This window comes from Rhodobium gokarnense, from assembly GCF_025961475.1.
Taxonomy (GTDB): Bacteria; Pseudomonadota; Alphaproteobacteria; order Rhizobiales; family Rhodobiaceae; genus Rhodobium; species Rhodobium gokarnense.
Genome location: NZ_JAOQNS010000014.1, coordinates 50,424 through 65,786, shown reverse-complemented (window position 1 = coordinate 65,786; position 15,363 = coordinate 50,424). Strand labels below are relative to the sequence as shown.

The 15,363-nt window shown below is 62.8% G+C and carries 17 protein-coding genes and 3 tRNA genes; 4 read left to right on the top strand and 16 right to left on the bottom strand.

Features of this window, described 5'->3' with window-relative positions; genetic code table 11:
* Nucleotides 1-36 precede the first annotated feature (36 nt).
* A complete protein-coding gene (locus M2319_RS20535; protein WP_264603339.1) occupies nucleotides 37-780 on the top strand; it encodes a PD-(D/E)XK nuclease family protein in 744 nt (247 codons plus the stop codon).
* 12 nt (nucleotides 781-792) lie between these two features.
* Entirely contained in the window at nucleotides 793-1,404 is a 612-nt protein-coding gene (locus tag M2319_RS20530) for a hypothetical protein (RefSeq protein WP_264603338.1), read from the top strand.
* 57 nt (nucleotides 1,405-1,461) lie between these two features.
* Here the strand turns inward: M2319_RS20530 and M2319_RS20525 are convergent, their stop codons facing one another.
* The 8 genes from M2319_RS20525 to M2319_RS20490 all read right to left on the bottom strand — a co-directional run bounded on the left by M2319_RS20525 (nucleotide 1,462) and on the right by M2319_RS20490 (nucleotide 6,443).
* A complete protein-coding gene (locus M2319_RS20525) occupies nucleotides 1,462-2,952 on the bottom strand; it encodes an SDR family oxidoreductase (RefSeq protein ID WP_264603337.1) in 1,491 nt (496 codons plus the stop codon).
* Between the two features lie 113 nt (nucleotides 2,953-3,065).
* Nucleotides 3,066-3,401 carry a septal ring lytic transglycosylase RlpA family protein gene (locus M2319_RS20520; protein WP_264603404.1) on the bottom strand — a complete coding sequence of 112 codons (336 nt, stop codon included), beginning with the start codon at nucleotides 3,399-3,401 and terminating at the stop codon, nucleotides 3,066-3,068.
* Between the two features lie 272 nt (nucleotides 3,402-3,673).
* Nucleotides 3,674-3,750, bottom strand: a tRNA-Arg gene (locus tag M2319_RS20515).
* Nucleotides 3,751-3,881: 131 nt separating this feature from the next.
* Nucleotides 3,882-4,187 (bottom strand): ETC complex I subunit, encoded by a 306-nt coding sequence (locus M2319_RS20510; RefSeq protein WP_264603336.1) that lies wholly within the window; start codon nucleotides 4,185-4,187, stop codon nucleotides 3,882-3,884.
* A gap of 44 nt (nucleotides 4,188-4,231) precedes the next feature.
* Nucleotides 4,232-4,308, bottom strand: a tRNA-Pro gene (locus M2319_RS20505).
* 85 nt (nucleotides 4,309-4,393) lie between these two features.
* The gene (locus M2319_RS20500; protein ID WP_264603335.1) at nucleotides 4,394-4,765 is read right to left on the bottom strand and encodes a DUF192 domain-containing protein; all 372 of its coding nucleotides are present in this window, start codon (nucleotides 4,763-4,765) and stop codon (nucleotides 4,394-4,396) included.
* Between the two features lie 134 nt (nucleotides 4,766-4,899).
* A complete protein-coding gene (locus M2319_RS20495) occupies nucleotides 4,900-5,484 on the bottom strand; it encodes a cold-shock protein (protein ID WP_264603334.1) in 585 nt (194 codons plus the stop codon).
* 197 nt (nucleotides 5,485-5,681) lie between these two features.
* Nucleotides 5,682-6,443, bottom strand: a complete 762-nt coding sequence (locus M2319_RS20490; protein WP_264603333.1) for an SIR2 family NAD-dependent protein deacylase — start codon at nucleotides 6,441-6,443, stop codon at nucleotides 5,682-5,684.
* 40 nt (nucleotides 6,444-6,483) lie between these two features.
* Between M2319_RS20490 and gloA the strand changes: the two genes are divergently transcribed.
* Both gloA and M2319_RS20480 read left to right on the top strand, forming a co-directional pair.
* A complete protein-coding gene (gene gloA / locus M2319_RS20485) occupies nucleotides 6,484-6,924 on the top strand; it encodes a lactoylglutathione lyase (protein ID WP_264603332.1) in 441 nt (146 codons plus the stop codon).
* Between the two features lie 368 nt (nucleotides 6,925-7,292).
* A tRNA-Glu gene (locus M2319_RS20480) sits at nucleotides 7,293-7,367 on the top strand.
* A 496-nt stretch (nucleotides 7,368-7,863) separates the two neighbouring features.
* Here M2319_RS20480 and M2319_RS20475 read toward each other — a convergent pair.
* The 8 genes from M2319_RS20475 to M2319_RS20440 all read right to left on the bottom strand — a co-directional run bounded on the left by M2319_RS20475 (nucleotide 7,864) and on the right by M2319_RS20440 (nucleotide 15,170).
* Nucleotides 7,864-8,409: an ABC transporter permease gene (locus tag M2319_RS20475; protein WP_264603331.1), complete on the bottom strand. Its 546-nt coding sequence runs from the start codon at nucleotides 8,407-8,409 to the stop codon at nucleotides 7,864-7,866.
* Nucleotides 8,406-8,789 (bottom strand): hypothetical protein, encoded by a 384-nt coding sequence (locus M2319_RS20470; RefSeq protein WP_264603330.1) that lies wholly within the window; start codon nucleotides 8,787-8,789, stop codon nucleotides 8,406-8,408. The genes M2319_RS20475 and M2319_RS20470 overlap by 4 nt, the downstream gene beginning before the upstream one ends.
* A complete protein-coding gene (locus M2319_RS20465) occupies nucleotides 8,789-9,004 on the bottom strand; it encodes a hypothetical protein (RefSeq protein WP_264603329.1) in 216 nt (71 codons plus the stop codon). The genes M2319_RS20470 and M2319_RS20465 overlap by 1 nt, the downstream gene beginning before the upstream one ends.
* Entirely contained in the window at nucleotides 8,997-9,953 is a 957-nt protein-coding gene (locus tag M2319_RS20460) for a glycoside hydrolase family protein (RefSeq protein WP_264603328.1), read from the bottom strand. The genes M2319_RS20465 and M2319_RS20460 overlap by 8 nt, the downstream gene beginning before the upstream one ends.
* Before the next feature lie 66 nt (nucleotides 9,954-10,019).
* Nucleotides 10,020-11,342 carry a hypothetical protein gene (locus M2319_RS20455; protein ID WP_264603327.1) on the bottom strand — a complete coding sequence of 441 codons (1,323 nt, stop codon included), beginning with the start codon at nucleotides 11,340-11,342 and terminating at the stop codon, nucleotides 10,020-10,022.
* Nucleotides 11,339-12,094, bottom strand: coding sequence for a hypothetical protein (locus tag M2319_RS20450; RefSeq protein ID WP_264603326.1), 756 nt, complete (start codon nucleotides 12,092-12,094; stop codon nucleotides 11,339-11,341). The genes M2319_RS20455 and M2319_RS20450 overlap by 4 nt, the downstream gene beginning before the upstream one ends.
* Nucleotides 12,094-13,674, bottom strand: coding sequence for a hypothetical protein (locus M2319_RS20445; RefSeq protein WP_264603325.1), 1,581 nt, complete (start codon nucleotides 13,672-13,674; stop codon nucleotides 12,094-12,096). Before M2319_RS20445 ends, M2319_RS20450 begins: the two co-directional genes overlap by 1 nt.
* A complete protein-coding gene (locus M2319_RS20440; RefSeq protein ID WP_264603324.1) occupies nucleotides 13,671-15,170 on the bottom strand; it encodes a hypothetical protein in 1,500 nt (499 codons plus the stop codon). The genes M2319_RS20445 and M2319_RS20440 overlap by 4 nt, the downstream gene beginning before the upstream one ends.
* Nucleotides 15,171-15,363 lie beyond the last annotated feature (193 nt).

Below are 15,363 nucleotides of genomic sequence, written 5' to 3'. Positions count from 1 at the left end.
TGCCCGCATCGTAAGTCACAGGGCATCGAGGTTGCATTGAAGCTCGACCATTCGGATGTGGCGCAACTGGCAGACCGGCCGTTGCCGCGCTTTGACGCCGGCCCGTTGATAGATTTCACGAGCTTTGAGCGGGGAGCGGTGATCAACGGCCTCGGACCGTTGGCAATGCTGGCACGCGCGCATGGTTGCCCGTTCGATAAGACCGCGGCAATGACCTTCTTCGGTGTTCGCGATGCCTCCCATAGCTTCTATGCACCTAGGCTCGATTGGGGCTTCCGGCCGACCGAACCGCAGGCGACGGATGGCCTTGCCCATCTTCTGATGGCGGGTGACGCCTCCTTGCGCGCAAGACGGATCGCGGCATTTCTTCGAGCCCTTGGTACACCCAGCATTCCGTCTGTCGACGTTTTGGAACAAGCCGAAGCGCGCGCGGAAGTCGACCGGATCGATCTGGAGATCTTGATTCCGACGGCGGACCCCAGAAAGCGACGCCCGATCATTATCGAGGCGAAATTCGGACACCACCTGACGACGGGCCAACTCTCCCGATACCTGAAGGCGCGCCGAAATTCGCGCTATGACTACGCCAATGGCGATTTCGTCCTGTTGGCCGAAAACGACCGTGCCGCAAAGCGGCTTAAAGGCCGACAGGTCACCAAATGGCGCCTGGTCACCTGGCAAACGCTCTGGCTTCGCTTCGAGCGGGCGCGGCCGGAAGAAGATAATCCGGACCTCTCAGCTTTCCTGAGCTTTCTCTGGAACCGCGTGGGACGCAATTAGGGAGTTGGAGCTATGACCGAGGCGTTCGAATACAATGCTCTCAAAGCCTATTTCACGGACGATGCGGTCAAGCGCGCCACCGACACGCTTGTCGGGAAACTGGCGGGCGACAAGTTGCCCGAAATGACATGGGACGAGGCTCGCAACTACAACCGAGCCTTGCTGATGGCTTGTCAGATACGAACTGAGTTTGTCGATCTCCATTTCCGCATTTTCGAAGAGACCTTCGGAATGCCAAACAGCCTGCCTGGGTCGCAATATTTTTACGATTACTGTAACCCGAATTATGTTTGGATTGAAAAACACATTGAGCTCGTATTTTTTGTTGACGGGCCTGCCGAAGACGGTGGGAAATGCATTAGCTATTTTGTATCTACCGAAAAGGGTAAGATATCTCTTCAGATTATGCTCTGGACCGATGAGGACACTGGCGTCGGGAGTAAAGGGCTTCCTGCAATTTCCGGCTGGAAAACGATCTCAGAAACCGAAGAGGAAAACGCGTACCTTCAAACGGAAAAGAAAATAACAATCGATGACTATTTGAAAGATCCCATGCCGACCACGGCAACGCTCGCGGCGCTGGCCAGCGAAGCGATCGAAGTTCTAAAGAGGGATTGGATTTAGAAACCCAGGAAAACGGTTCCGCCACCGATCTGAATACTCGCAACCGGAAGCCTGGCCTCACGACGCCCGCCGCTCTCGCCTTTCCGAAAGTTCCGCCCGCCGGCAGATTTCCTTAGTCAGGCCGGAAAACAGCACCTCGTGGAACGGCGCCATGGCGTACCAGTAGGCAAGGCCCGCGGCGCCCGCCGGATGCCAGTAGGCGGTTGCCGTCAGTACGGTTTCGCGTTCCGCTCTCTCGTCGATCTCGAATTCCAGGACCCCGGCGCCGGGGGCGCGCATGCCGAATTCCAGGAGCAGGCGGCGGCCCGGCTCAAGGCCGATGACCTCCCAGGAATCCACCTTATCGCCGAGGCGCAAATCCTCCGGGTGCCTTCGCCTGTGCTGCAGGCCGCGGCCGCCGACCATCCAGTCGAGCACCTCGCGCGCGGTCCAGAGCGTGTTCAGATAGTAGTAGCGATTGTCGCCGCCGATCGCCGTCACCACCTTCCAGACCGACTCAGGCGAGGATTCTGCCGTCGCCGTGCCGGAGGCGCGCTTGGCATAGTAGGCATGGTCGCGCCGCCGGCCCCGCATCCTGAACGCTCCTTCCACCCAGCGCGCCTGCACGGTGCATTGCCGCTCGGCCGCGAACGCCGCTTCGACGCTCTCGCGAAAGCCGAGAAGCCGCTGCGGCACCAGGGTTTCGAGCGGCCCGGTATCGGCGACGAAATCATGCTTCAGGCCCTCGATCAACGCCCGGGCAACATTGGCGGGCACGGCGGTCACCAGCTTCAGCCAGTAGGACGACAGGCGCGGTGACAGCACGGAGACCGGGATGATGGCGGGCGGCTGCCGGCCGGCGACATCGGCAAGGGTCGTCATCATGTCCTGGTATGTGAGGGTTTCCGGGCCCGCCGCATCGAACGTCTTTCCAGCCGCTTCCTCATGCTCCGGCAGCCGCAGGAGATAAAAAAGCAGATTGTCGAGGGCGACAGGCGGCGACTTGGAGCGCACCCACAGGGGCGTCACCATCACCGGCAGGTGGAAGACGAGGTCGCGCATGACCTCGAAGGCCGCCGAGCCCGGCCCGACGATGATGCCGGCGCGCAGCTCCGTCACTGGCACCGATCCGCGGCGCAGTTCGTCGCCGGTGTCGCGGCGCGAGGTGATGTGCTCGGAATCCGCATCGTCCGGCACCAGCCCGCCGAGATAGACGATACGGCGGACGCCCGCCCGTTCGGCAGCCGCCGCGAAGTTCCGGGCCGCCTCCAGGTCGAGCCGGCCGAAATCGCGGCCGGCGGCCATGGAGTGGACGAGATAGTGGGCGGTGTCGACGCCTTCCAGCACCGGATCGAGGGATTTTGGGTCGAGCGCGTCCGCCGCCATGACCTGGACGCCGTCCCAGCTATGCGCCTCCAGCACCTGCGGGCGGCGCGATACGGCCCGCACCGGAATGCCGGCCGCCGTCAGATAGGGCACGAGGTTGGAGCCGATATAGCCGCTGGCACCGAACACCAGGCGGCGGTCTTTGCTGGGCAGCGCCTCGGGCGGCGCGGTGTCCTCGGTCATGGCCTCGATCCGGAAAACGGGTTCTCCCATTAGACGGATCGCACACGGCTTTGGATCAATCCTGGCCGTCGCGCGTTATGTGCTCAGGTCGAGGGCAGGCAAAGCCCTTGGCCTCACGCGCAGCCGTCCGTTTCGCGGCCGACGACGTCGACGTCGACCATCACCGATCCGGCGCGGATGAAACCGAGCTTTTGCGCCGCCGCCTTTGTGACGTCGATGATGCGGCCGCGCACGAACGGGCCGCGGTCGTTGATGCAGACGACGACCGAGCGGCCATTGCGCTTGTTGGTCACCTTCACGCGGGTGCCGAATTTCAGGCGCCGGTGGGCCGCCGTCATGGCGTTCGGGTTCGCCCGCTCGCCGCTCGCGGTGCGCGAGGTCATCGCGTACCAGGAGGCCCGGCCCTTCTCGGTCTTGGCAATGGCCGCGGTCCCGCCCGCAGCCACCATGGTCACGACAGAAGCCGCAATGAGCCCCCGCCAAAGCGCGGTCAACTGAATCACCGTCTCGTCCTTCAGGTTGTTGGAAAACGGCGGCGCTTTGACACAAGGTTTGCGGCGATTTTGCGGGCGGTAACAAACAACGCGCACGGGCGGCGAAAGCGGCGCGGCGGAAGGACCCGTTTCAAGGTCGTCACAAAGGCATCAGGCGCGGCGGGCCATTCACCGTCAATCAGCGCTCGGCGGATCGCAGAGACTTCCCGTCAAATCCTTGAAAAAACTGGCGACCCCGGCAGGATTCGAACCTGCGACCTGCTGATTAGAAGTCAGCTGCTCTATCCGGCTGAGCTACGGGGTCTTTGGTGCCTCGCGCGGTCAACAGGAGGCACGGGCGCATGCTCTCGGTCGGTGTTCCGGCGCGTCTTTTTGTCCTTGAGCCCGGTTCGCTGTTCGCAAGGCCCGCTTCAGAAGCGGGCAGCTTTCAAAAAATCAGTGGGTCCAGGGCGCGGCGCGGTCGTAGCGGAAATTGTCGGCGTAGAACTTGCGCTTCGGCTCGCGAGCCTTCGGTTCCAGGACGCGGAACTCGATGCCGTTGCGCTCCGCATAGGCGATCGCCTCTTCCTTGGTGGCGAAGAACAGGCGCACCTGCTGGGTCATGTCGGTGGCCGACGTCCAGCCCATCAGCGGGTCCTTGTTGCGCGGGGCGGCGGGCTCGAAATCGAGCACCCAGCGCTTGGTCTTGCGGGTGCCGGACTGCATGGCCGTCTTCGTCGGTTTGTAGATGCGCGCGATCATTGCTGGCGGTCTCCCGAAATCCCGTTGCCTTTCGCCCGGACGGCTGGTCGGGGCAGCAGGATTTGAACCTGCGACCTACTGCTCCCAAAGCAGTTGCGCTACCAGGCTGCGCTATGCCCCGCCGGTCCGGCGCCGAACCGACTATCCGATTACACGCTGACCGCTTCGCGGACAAGCGCTTTGCCCCCTCGCCCTGCCGCGTCCCCTCACCCGCCGGCGCCGATCAGCGGATGGCGGGCACGGTCGCCGACCTTCAGGCCGATGCGGTCGGCCGTGCCGGCGACGACTTCCAGCACGAAGCGCGCCCTCTCCGGCGGCGAGACGAGGTCCGTCGATTCCGGCACCGTGTCGCGGGCGATGAAATTCACCGTCCCGTCGGCGGCAATGAAGATCATGTCGAGGGAGATATAGGTGTTCTTCATCCAGAAGGAGAGTAGTTCGGAGCGCTTGAAATCGAACAGCATGCCATGGTCCGGCGCCATCTCGCGGCGGTACATCAGCCCGCGGGTGCGTTCCGCCGTCGTATCGGCGATCTCCACGGTGAAGGAATGGGAGCCGCTCGCGGTCTCGAGCACCACGGGCGCGGCATCGGCCGCGCGCAACGGGCCGGCTGCGGCGAGCGCCGCCCATGCAAGGGCGACCAGCAGAAAAACCTGGAAGAAACGGGCCTGAGAACGACCCGCCCGAACGCCCGATGCCCGCATCGACGACCTCAATGGGAGGACGGGATGTGGCCGCCGTCTTCCGGCCGGATCTCGGCCACCATCAGCCCCTTGGGGCCGGCGCCATAGCGGATGGTGACGAACTGGCCGGGGCGCAACTCAGCAATGCCGAAGCGGCGCAGGGTCTCCATGTGGATGAAGATGTCCGGGGTGCCCTCGCCGCGGGTCAGGAACCCGTAGCCGCGCAGGCGGTTGAACCACTTCACCTGGGCCCGCTCCGGCCCGAAGGTCGGCGTCACCTGGACATGGGTGCGCGAGGGCGGCATCTGCGAGGGATGCACGGCCGTCGCCTCGTCCATGGAGAGGATCCTGAGGGCCTGCAGGCCGCGCGGGCGCTCCAGCACCTCGCAGACGACGCGGGCGCCCTCATAGGCGGTCTGGAAGCCGTCGCGCCTCAGGCACGTGACGTGTAAGAGGATGTCGGCCATGCCGTCCTCGTCGGGGACGATGAAGCCGAACCCCTTGGCAACGTCGAACCACTTGATGGTGCCCGCCACCTCGACGACATCGACTGCAGCCTCGTCGGAGAGGTCGTCCAGGTCGTCGCGCGCATCTGGCGAATACTTCGCCACCATGACAATCGGCCTCTTTTTTACGCCTCACTGACGCACCGTCCCCAAGCAACGGCCGCCGGAAGTGATTCCCGGTAGAAGGATACCATCGGGTTGGGGGCCGGGCACAAGGGGTTTTCGAGGCCTCCACGAAATTATCCGCAAGGAAATCGGGCGTATTTTACCGGCAAATTCCCCGCGACGGTACGGTTAGCCAATTCTTACCCAAGAAAAGGCTTGAATACATCGCCTATCTGCATGCGCACGACATGGTCGGCGATGGCATCGAGGTCGGTCGGATCGCGGTTGATGATGACCAGCGTCGCGCCGGCCCGCTTGGCGATCACCGGCAGGGCGGCGGCGGGGTAGACGACCAGCGACGAGCCGATGGCCAGGAACAGGTCGGCGTTGACGGCCGCCTCCTGGGCGCGCGCCATCTCCGCCTCCGGCATCATCTGGCCGAAGGAAATCACCGCGCCCTTGACGAGGCCGCCGCAGGAACGGCAGCGCGGGCTCTCCCCTGTCTCGTCGATGTGCGCGCGCATTTCGGCGAGCTCGTGGCGTTCGCGGCAGTCGAGGCAATGGGCGTAGGTCCCGTTGCCGTGGATCTCGATGACGCGCTCGGGCGGAACGCCGGCCCGCTGGTGCAGACCGTCGATGTTCTGGGTGATCACCGTCTCCAGATGGCCGCGCCGCATCTCCTCGGCGATGGCGAGGTGGCCGGCATTGGGCTCGGCCGCGCCGAACTGGTCCATCATCACGAAGCGCCGGCGCCAGTCCTCCATGCGCGCGTCTTCGGAGGCGCAGAAGTCGTCGAACATGATCGGCTTGTAGTTGGACCAGATGCCGCCCGGGCTGCGGAAATCGGGAATGCCGCTCTCGGTTGAGATGCCGGCGCCGGTGAAGACGACGCCACGCCGGGCGCCGGCCAGAAGCTCGGCGATTGTTTCGCATGCGGCGTTGAGTTCCGCGATCACCGTCATAAGTTAAGCCTCAGATTCGAAAAAACGGGAGACGCAAAAAATGCGCTATCTGCACACCATGGTCCGCGTGAAGGACCTCGATGCCTCGCTCGATTTCTACTGCAACAAGCTCGGCCTGCAAGAGGTGCGCCGGACCGAGAGCGAAAAGGGCCGGTTCACGCTGATTTTCCTGGCCGCGCCGGAGGACGGCGACCGGGCCAAGACCGACAAGGCCCCGCTCGTTGAGCTGACCTACAACTGGGACCCGGAAGACTATGGTGAGGGCCGCAATTTCGGCCATCTGGCGTTCGAGGTCGACGACATCTACGGCCTTTGCGACAAGCTGCAGAAATCCGGCGTCACCATCAACCGCCCGCCCCGCGACGGCCACATGGCCTTCGTGCGCTCGCCGGACAACATTTCCGTGGAGCTGCTGCAGAAGGGGGACTCCAAGGAGCCGGCCGAGCCCTGGGCGTCCATGGGCAACACCGGCCACTGGTGATTTTTTTGGGGCATCGGCGGGCTTGGATCGGGGGCGATGGGTCTGACGGCGAATGCACCGCTGCCTCTCCCCCGCCCCGGTCGATGCCCGTTCGAACAAAGGCTTCGAAATCGCCTTGCCTCCTCGCGCCCCGTCCCGCGGACGCCGGTTCAAGTAAGGGCGTCGGAAACGCCTTGCGGCCTCGCGCAGTGTCCGGCCTGCGCCCGTTCGAACGCGGCCCGGCATCAGCGACTGCGGGGCCTTACAGTAACCGCACCGAATGTGGTTGCGACAGGGCCGAAGGACGCCGAAAAATCCCGCCCGGCGGTCTTGTCGCCCGCAGCATTCCCCTCTATAAACCGCCCGTCGATTCCGATGATCGGCCAAGCGCTCCCTTCGTCTATCGGTTAGGACGCCAGATTTTCAATCTGGAAAGAGGGGTTCGACTCCCCTAGGGAGCGCCACGCGTCCAGCATAAGTCTATGAATTTCCTGCAAAAAATGATCGGACCGACAACCGCGCCCTAACATTTACCCTAGCAGGAGACAGGGCACGACGATTGTTTTCTTCGCCGCTTTGATTTTCAATGCCGCCCTTTCGGCGGTCGCTGAAGGCTTTCTTGCTGCCGTCGCGGGCAAGGCCAGAGACTGGCGTGCAACCCTGTCTGCCGTTGCGTTCGGTGCCGCAGCGATCGCTACCACGGTGATTGCCATCATGCCGGCAATCCCGGAAGGCTGGAGATAGGATCCACCTGTTGTCGCGGGGCAGGCACAAAAAAAGCCGCCGACCCGAAGGCCAGCGGCAAGGCACAGGGGGGGCGTCAAACAGAGTGGACAGGAGCCACTCAAATCCAGATGACTGGACTTCTTCCGTACCGCGGTGACGGCGCGGAAGCTCTTGGGACCTGCGATAATTTTCTCGGCCGCACTTGTGGGCCGAAAAATTATCGCAGGTCCGATCTCAGGTGGGATCGCCGGGCGGGGCCGGCTTCAGGTCCTCCCAGTTCTCGCCGACGGCGATCATGCAGGCGCGGCCGGAGGTATTGGTCATCAGCACCGTCCAGGAGCCGCCCTTGGAGACGAAGATCTCCAGGACGTCAGAGCGCGAGGCGAGGCCCAGCGCCCGGGGCGTCTCGCCATAGCGCGTCGCCAGCATAGCCACGACGGTTTCGCGGTCGCCGCAGGGAACGACGCCCTGCGCTGCGACGGGTGTTGGCATGAGCAAACCGGCAATGATCATGGCCAAGGCAGAGACACCGAACAGCTTCGGCAGTAGATTGGCGATATACCCCATGGCCCAAAAGGCGGCCGCGCCCAAGGATATCAACATCCAGCGGGCACCACCTGCTTGCTGAACCAACGCCTTGAATTCGCTGATGTCCTTCTTGACGATAGCCATATCCGACACCAGCAGCTTTTGCCGTTCATCAAAGCGAACGAGCAATTCGTGATCTTCCGCCTGTTGCTTTTCGAGACGCCCAAGTCGCTCATGCTCTTCCGGTGTCATCTATTACCCCAATGCCTCAAACCAATTTGAGCCGTCTCCGACAGGAAAAGCGCCGGAATGACGACCTGTGCGATGTCCCAGAACTGCGACGGCAGGGCCGCGACGTTCCAGTCGAAGAGGAAGATACTGTCGAGGACGCCGGCGGCGTACCACAAGCCAAGCGGCACGGCGAAGAGGAACCGCCCAAGCCGGGTCGCCGACCAGAAAAACCCGGCTTCGGCAACAGCGAGATCGCGCTTGGCCTCCAGGCTCTTGATCCGGACGTCGGCCGCGATCCGGTCGGCGTCATTCTCGGCGGTCAGCTTGGCGCGGTACGCCTCGATAAGCCGATCGGCAACGCCGCCGGTCAGCCAAGCAAGCAGTGTCTTGAAGATCACCATCAAGGCGCCCTCCGTCCCGGCGGCGTCGTCGTCACCTGTCTGAGAGCAATGTTGACCAGCGCCGACAAAAGCAGCGCCGCGCCCTGGTACTTCACCGGCACGACCCCGGCCCAGAGCTGCGGATCGACCAGCGCGACGACGCCGAGAACGCCGAACACGGCATTGGAAAGCCGCGTCCGCCAGCCCTTGAGCCTGTAGACAAGGTGCTTAAGCATGGGACGCCCTCCACCACCGGCCGATTTCGTCGGCGTTCTTCCAGACGGCCCAAACGACGGCGCCGGCGATCGCGACGGCGACGGCCGGGACGATGAAGGCCGTGACGTCAAAGTCGGAGAATGCAGAGACGGCGCCGCCCGCGCCGGCCGCCGCAAGGGACATCAGGCCGGCCGCGTTGGTCGTTCCCTTGGCGACTTCGGTCCGGTCGAGCGCGGCCATCGTCGCCGGGCCGAGGATCCCATCATTGACGAGACCGTCATGGGAGCGCTGGAAGGCAAGGACGGCCTTGCGGGTACTCGGCCCCCACTTGCCGTCGATCGGGCCGGGATCGAAGCCCTGCGCCTTCAGGAGCCGCTGATAGTCGATCAGCTTCTTTTCGCGGTCGGCCGCGTCGTTGTCATTGGCCGCCGCATCGTCGCGCGCGCCGAACCGCGCCGCGGTAACGGCAACGCCGCCGGCGTCGGCATAGTCGCCATGCTCGATCAGGGCGGCCTCCAGGCGCCGCCGGTTGACGAGGCCCTGGAGGCGGCGTCCGCCCGCCGTGTTGTAGCCGGCCCGCAGAAGCGCGGCGCACCGTGCGACGTGACCGTCGCGAAGGGCCGTCGCCCAACGCCAGGTCACCGACCCCTTGCCGAGATTGAAGGCAACGGACGTCGCGCCGTCATAGTGATGCTGCTCGGTCGGCCGGATCGACGCATTGACGGCGGCGCCGTATTCCGTATCTGCGACCACCATCAACAGATGCTGGCCTTCTTCCTCCGTGATGGTGTCGCCCATGCGCAGCTTGTGCCCGCGGGTCTTCATCCAGTAATCCCGAAAAACGGCGCTTCCCCAAGTGAAGCCCGTGTAAATGGTGACAACGCCGACCGCGTCGCGGTAGGCGTGATACACCTTGCCCTCGCGGCGTGCGATGAAGTCTGCGCCGCCCGGCGATAGCGAAAGGCTCATGTCGTTTCTCCCATGAAAAAACCCGCCGGCGGCGGGTTGCAGATGGATGAGGTTGCTTCGTTCAGCCTAGAGTTCGGCGTTATAGTCGACTCTCCCGCGCCAATACGTTCTTCCGGCATTGCCACTCTGAAGATAGATAACGGCTCCTTTCGTTGTAGGGGTGAAATATCCGAACGAAGCGGGAGTGATGTTGCCGAATGCGTCGATATCCTGATTCTCGACAACGACTGCATCTCTCATCTCTACAGTCGACTGAGGAATAGCGTAGAATGGTGCTGTTTGACCCGCGGCGTCCGCGTAACCTGATGACGCGAAGGGAATGCCCCCCTGAAAGTATCTGTGACACGCCATCAGATCAGATGCATATGTCACTCGCTCGAAATCGGTCGCGTAGGATCCGTATTCAAACTGCCACCCGGTCGTATAGAAGGTCGGCGCCGGGGACGCGGGGGAATAGTTCAGGATCGCGTTGGAAATGCTTGACGTGGCGTAATCCTGCGCGCCCTCCCATGTGGCGTCCGTCCCCTGAAAATTCGACCCGGCCATGAGCGCGATGCCAACCTCTATGCCCGTGCTCGTGTCCGTCTTCCATGTGCCGGTCGTGTCGAGGGTCAAGGTAACGGTTTTCGCCTCCCAAGTGTCGGCAGAATTGATCGTGATGTCTGTGACGTAGGAGCGATTGCCGTCATCGTTGGTCAGGAAGACGCCATATGTTCCCGTGACTGAGGAACGAACGCGAACACTTGCCGTCACCGTTGCGGCGCCGGATGCGCCGACCTGCAGCCAGGCGGTGTTAAGCCCCTCGATGCGTTGGCGGATGATCGCGTAGTCGGAGGCGCCGGCGGCGGCGGGCGTACCGGCCGTGACCTTGAGGCTGTGCGTGAATCCTGCCGGGGACTCCGTGCTCTGCTCGCATGTCCAGTCGAATGTCGCCGTTTTTTCGACCTCGAACCGATCGACGGGGAACCCGCTGTCCCCCGTAACGGTGCTGCCGCGCTGATTGACCACCATGGCGCCGTTGATGATCATGTTCCGGCGCCCGGCCAAGGGGCCGGTGTTTAAGCCGTCAAGACGGCGATAGAGTGCATTCAGGGTCTCCAGGCCAACGTTGATACCAATCGTTTTCGTGCCCGAAGAAAACGAGACCTTGTTGTTGCTGTTGGACGATCGAAACACCGTCGTTCGCTGGAGAGTGTCTGTCGAACTGACATAGGTGCCGAGCCCTTCTTCCCACTCATCGTCCAGCCTGGCGACGTAATAGGTCTGATCGCCGTCGCTCATGAAGCTGCCAAACGCCCGGTAGTCCGTGATAGCACCGGCAAGTTCGAAGTCGGTAACGCCCTGCGTCGTGGACGATTCCTGAACAAGATTGGCAAAAACCAGGCTCATAATCGCTCCTTGATTTTCAACTGCTTGGAGAAGATTCCGAAATCCGGCTGCATGATGCTGGTCGACTCCGTCATCAGGCCCCAGACCGTGTCGCGGGGAAGATCACTGCTGTCAGGATCCAGAAGCAGAAGGACGTCCGTCTTCAGCGCGTTCGATCGGCTGACCGTGTCGACGAAGCCGCGCTGCTCGGCATCAGTGAGGAAAGAGAACGTCAGGTCGATCGCCCGATAGGTGTTTTCCGGCGTGATCTGCGTTTGTCCGCCACGGGTCTCGGTGATCACGGACCGGTCGATATAGGTGAGCGACCATCCGAATCCGAAGTTCTTTCCAAACGCCGTCCGGACACCGGCGACGACGCGCCCGACCTCCACGTAGTCGAGGCTTGAGTGGGCGAGATCGATCCGCAGATATCGTCCGGAGACTGCGGTTTGCAAGGCCCAAACGGCCTGGGCGAAGTTCTGATCCACGGATGCCGACATGCTGTCGTAGAGATCGCCGGCCGCACCGGTGGAGTCCGACGTCGAAATCCGCAGTCGCACCGTGGACGCCGTGAGCCCGATGGCAGCGATCGTGTCAATCGATGTCGTCGCCCCGAAGTCAAAGGTCAGGTAGGACAATGCGGTCCGCGACCGCCATTTCTTCCCAACATGCTGATCCTGCACGTTCGCCGCCGGCGCCAGAATGACCTGCGTCGGCGCGGAAACCGCAGCACCATCCGCCAGGTTTGAATAGACAATCGCCGCGTTCGCCATCAGCCGAAGCCCACAATCTCGATTGCATTGCTGCTCGCATTCTCGGAAATCTCAACGACGCGCAGGTTCCGTCCGGTCGTCAGGTCGAACCGGGGAAAAGTGACGGTTATTGTGTCGCTGATCTCGAGCGAAAACGGCCGCGTTCCAAGGGTCAGTCTGTAGAGCGATGCGCTGTCCGCATGGAGAGCAAGAAGGCGATCCGCCAGGCCTTGGGCATCCTCTTCATTGCGAAAATATCCGCCGACCGGATCCCTCTCCTGGGCAAACGGATGATTGACCTTGACGGCAGCACTTTCGGCAACGGCATATCGGACTTCCTCGGCGAGAAATGCCCGCCGCTCGTCGCCGACGGCCCCGGCCAATTCGTCCTGAACGGTCCAGTTGCGGGCATATCCGACGCGCCATTTATAGGGTGGCGGCGTAAGGTTGTCCGGCAACCTCTCGCGTCGGATATCAACGATTTCAGTCTCATCGAAGCGCATCGCCGGGACGGGGCCGGGCGCTTCAAAAACCTTGATTTCGAGCTTCCCATTGCGCCGGAACCCGATGGTTCCGCCATAGCCCATGATCCGCGTCACGGTCTCCGAAACGGTCGAGGTGTCATTGTGATCCGCGTAGTAACCGACTTCGAAGGGTTGTGCGGTTTCGAACTTGTCGAAGGCCGGGACATAGAAATCGTCCGGGTCGGTCAATGCCGACAGGTTAGCGACGATCCGTCGAATGACCTGCCCCTGTGTCGAGACAAAGCCGGACCCGGAATTGTCCCCTTCCGCGTCACAGGTGATCACGTCCCCATCGAGGAGGAAATTGATGCGAAACAGCCCGCAGGCGAGACACGTCGCGAAATCGCCACTCGGGATCGCTGCCGCCAGAAGCGCGGCGGCGGTCCCGTAATCCTGATCGAAATCAAGCGCCACACCGTTGGCATAGACGGCCGAAATCGCCTGAACCGGGCCGTCATTGACCTGGTAGAGCTGTTTTGTCGACTGAACCAGAACCGGGGTGATGTTGGAGCAATATCCATAGCAGAGCGGCTTGCGCTTGCCCTCCAGGTCGTCCCCGCCATTGACCCCGCCCGATCCGGAATAGGTGCTCTCGGTGAGTGGAATCTCGAGCTTGTACCCGAAGTCCTGCAGGTCGACACGTAGCTCGGTCTCGTCAACGTGAAAATCCGAGGCCGTCCCCTTGAAGATCGTGAACCAGGTTCTGTAGTCGTCGCTGTCGCGGCCGTAGCGAACCTCCAACCCCCGACCGTCAAGGGCATAGAATTCCGGCAGGAAGTCGTAGAATCCATCGCCGTTGTTGACGACCAACTCCCCCTGCCCTTCGACAAATCCCGAGAACCCGTCGCCGCTGATGGCCGATCGCTTGAAGCTTAGCGGCTGGGCCAAGGTTCCGGAAAAGTAGGTGTCGGCCGGAACGTCATCGTCACCGGTGAGGAAGGACCGGGACGCGGCGTAGATCGCATAGTCGAAGGTGACCGTGAGCGACGCGCGCCCGTGCAGGACGACAAAAGACGTGCCCGACTCGCTCAGATCGCCGAATGGGCGATCGCCGAACGGGAAAAGGCCAAAGCTCATCGGTCAGACAGTCTCCACGGCCGAAGAACGGCGCCATAGGTTCGCAGACCGGTATCCGTGAGAACGGCATGTGCCGGGTTGATGCCGCGGGCTTCCAATGTTGCCTCGCCGATGAGCGTGACCGTGACCGGATTGAGAAGAACCGGCCATTCAGACCAGATGAGGAACTGCTGTGATCTCGTCTCGAGCCGAAGCGGGAAGCGGGCGGGCTCGGCGAATGGCGGCATCCACCGGTCGGCCGTCACTCGCTCGGCAAACGGGGCGAAGTCCTGGAACGCGAGGAACTGCTGATTGGCGGTGTTCAGCCGCGGTGGGAAGCGGTCGGGCTCGCTGAGGGGCGGAACCCACCGGTCGGCCGTGACCGTTTCTTCAAACGGGGCGAACTGAACGAACGCTTCGAACGGGTGATCGTGAATCGGTAGCGCCCTGGCGAAGCGGACGGGCTCGCTGAGGGGCTGTGCCCATTTCTCCGCATAGGCGATTTCCGGGAACGGATCCGCCTTGACGAACGCTTCGAACTGCTGGCTTGCGACGGGCAGCGCCGCGGCGAACCGAACCGGCTCGGAGAACGGGCGTTGGAATTTGTCCGGCGCCGGGACTTCCTCGAACGGCGAGAACCCCTGGTATGCAAGAAACTGCTGCTGCGTGACCGGGAGAGATGCAGCGAACCGAACCGGCTCGGAAAGCGGCGGCGCCCATCGATCGGCCGACACAGCCTCGAGGAACGGCTCGTCCTTTACGAGGAACTGGAAAGGATGGAGCGCCGTCGGCAACGCATCCGCGAACCGGACCGGGTCGTCGAATTGCCGGAACCATTTTTCGACGTAGATCGCTTCGCCGAACGGCGCCGCCTGAACAAAGACCTCGTATTGCTGGTTTGCCGTCTCGAGCCGCGGCGAAAACCGAACCGGCTCGGAAAGCGGCGGCATCCACTTGTCGGGAAATGCCGTTTCCGCAAAGGGCTCAAAGCCCTGATAGGCTTCAAACTGGTGCTGTTCGGGTCCAAGCCGCGGCGCAAAGCGGACCGGTTCGGACAGCGCCTGCGTCCATTGCGCAACCGAGGTCTCATCGAACGGTCCGAAGCCCTGATAGGCCTCGAATTGCTGAGCATTGGTCGGCAGCGCCGCCGGGAATCTCGCCGGCTCGGAAAGCGGTGGCGCCCACCTGTCCGTCGAAACCGTTTCCGGGAAAGGCGCGAAGCCCTGAAATGCGAGGAACTGCTGATCGTGCGTCGCCAGCGCCGGAAGCGTTCGGACCGGTTCCGACAGTTCTTGCTGGAATTTGTCCGGATTTGCCGTTTCCGGCTGCGCGAGCGCGTCGGGGCTGATCGATAGCGCATAGAGCGACGCCAGGCAGACGGCGACCGCCGGCACGACATGGTAGCGCGTCGACTCGCTCAGCGACTGGTGCCAACTATCCTCGAATACGGGCTCGACCGCAACGGGGATTTCATCCCCAGCAAACGGCGCTGAACCGAAGGGAAAGGCACCAAACATCGATTAGATTCCGTACGAGCGTCGCGCGTGATAGGCGGCTTCCGCACGCGCGAGCTTTTCTTCAATCGGGTCGCACGTGCCCCTGGACACACAGTCCGGGCAAATGAGCCCGCCGCAGCCGCCGCATCGCCCGCCGATGTCCTCCGGTCGCTGGAATGGCCTCACGGGAACGATCTTGTTGCAATGGGCGCAG

Bases quoted from the DNA above. Each gene is read 5' to 3' on its own strand.
- M2319_RS20510 (WP_264603336.1), bottom strand. From the start codon at position 4,187: ATGATCGCGCGCATCTACAAACCGACGAAGACGGCCATGCAGTCCGGC.
- gloA (WP_264603332.1), top strand. From the start codon at position 6,484: ATGCGCTATCTGCACACCATGGTCCGCGTGAAGGACCTCGATGCCTCG.
- M2319_RS20530 (WP_264603338.1), top strand. From the start codon at position 793: ATGACCGAGGCGTTCGAATACAATGCTCTCAAAGCCTATTTCACGGAC.
- M2319_RS20525 (WP_264603337.1), bottom strand. From the start codon at position 2,952: ATGACCGAGGACACCGCGCCGCCCGAGGCGCTGCCCAGCAAAGACCGC.
- M2319_RS20445 (WP_264603325.1), bottom strand. From the start codon at position 13,674: ATGAGCTTTGGCCTTTTCCCGTTCGGCGATCGCCCATTCGGCGATCTG.
- M2319_RS20520 (WP_264603404.1), bottom strand. From the start codon at position 3,401: ATGGTGGCTGCGGGCGGGACCGCGGCCATTGCCAAGACCGAGAAGGGC.
- M2319_RS20490 (WP_264603333.1), bottom strand. From the start codon at position 6,443: ATGACGGTGATCGCGGAACTCAACGCCGCATGCGAAACAATCGCCGAG.
- M2319_RS20450 (WP_264603326.1), bottom strand. From the start codon at position 12,094: ATGGCGAACGCGGCGATTGTCTATTCAAACCTGGCGGATGGTGCTGCG.
- M2319_RS20475 (WP_264603331.1), bottom strand. From the start codon at position 8,409: ATGACACCGGAAGAGCATGAGCGACTTGGGCGTCTCGAAAAGCAACAG.
- M2319_RS20465 (WP_264603329.1), bottom strand. From the start codon at position 9,004: ATGCTTAAGCACCTTGTCTACAGGCTCAAGGGCTGGCGGACGCGGCTT.
- M2319_RS20440 (WP_264603324.1), bottom strand. From the start codon at position 15,170: ATGTTTGGTGCCTTTCCCTTCGGTTCAGCGCCGTTTGCTGGGGATGAA.
- M2319_RS20460 (WP_264603328.1), bottom strand. From the start codon at position 9,953: ATGAGCCTTTCGCTATCGCCGGGCGGCGCAGACTTCATCGCACGCCGC.
- M2319_RS20495 (WP_264603334.1), bottom strand. From the start codon at position 5,484: ATGGTGGCGAAGTATTCGCCAGATGCGCGCGACGACCTGGACGACCTC.
- M2319_RS20455 (WP_264603327.1), bottom strand. From the start codon at position 11,342: ATGAGCCTGGTTTTTGCCAATCTTGTTCAGGAATCGTCCACGACGCAG.
- M2319_RS20470 (WP_264603330.1), bottom strand. From the start codon at position 8,789: ATGGTGATCTTCAAGACACTGCTTGCTTGGCTGACCGGCGGCGTTGCC.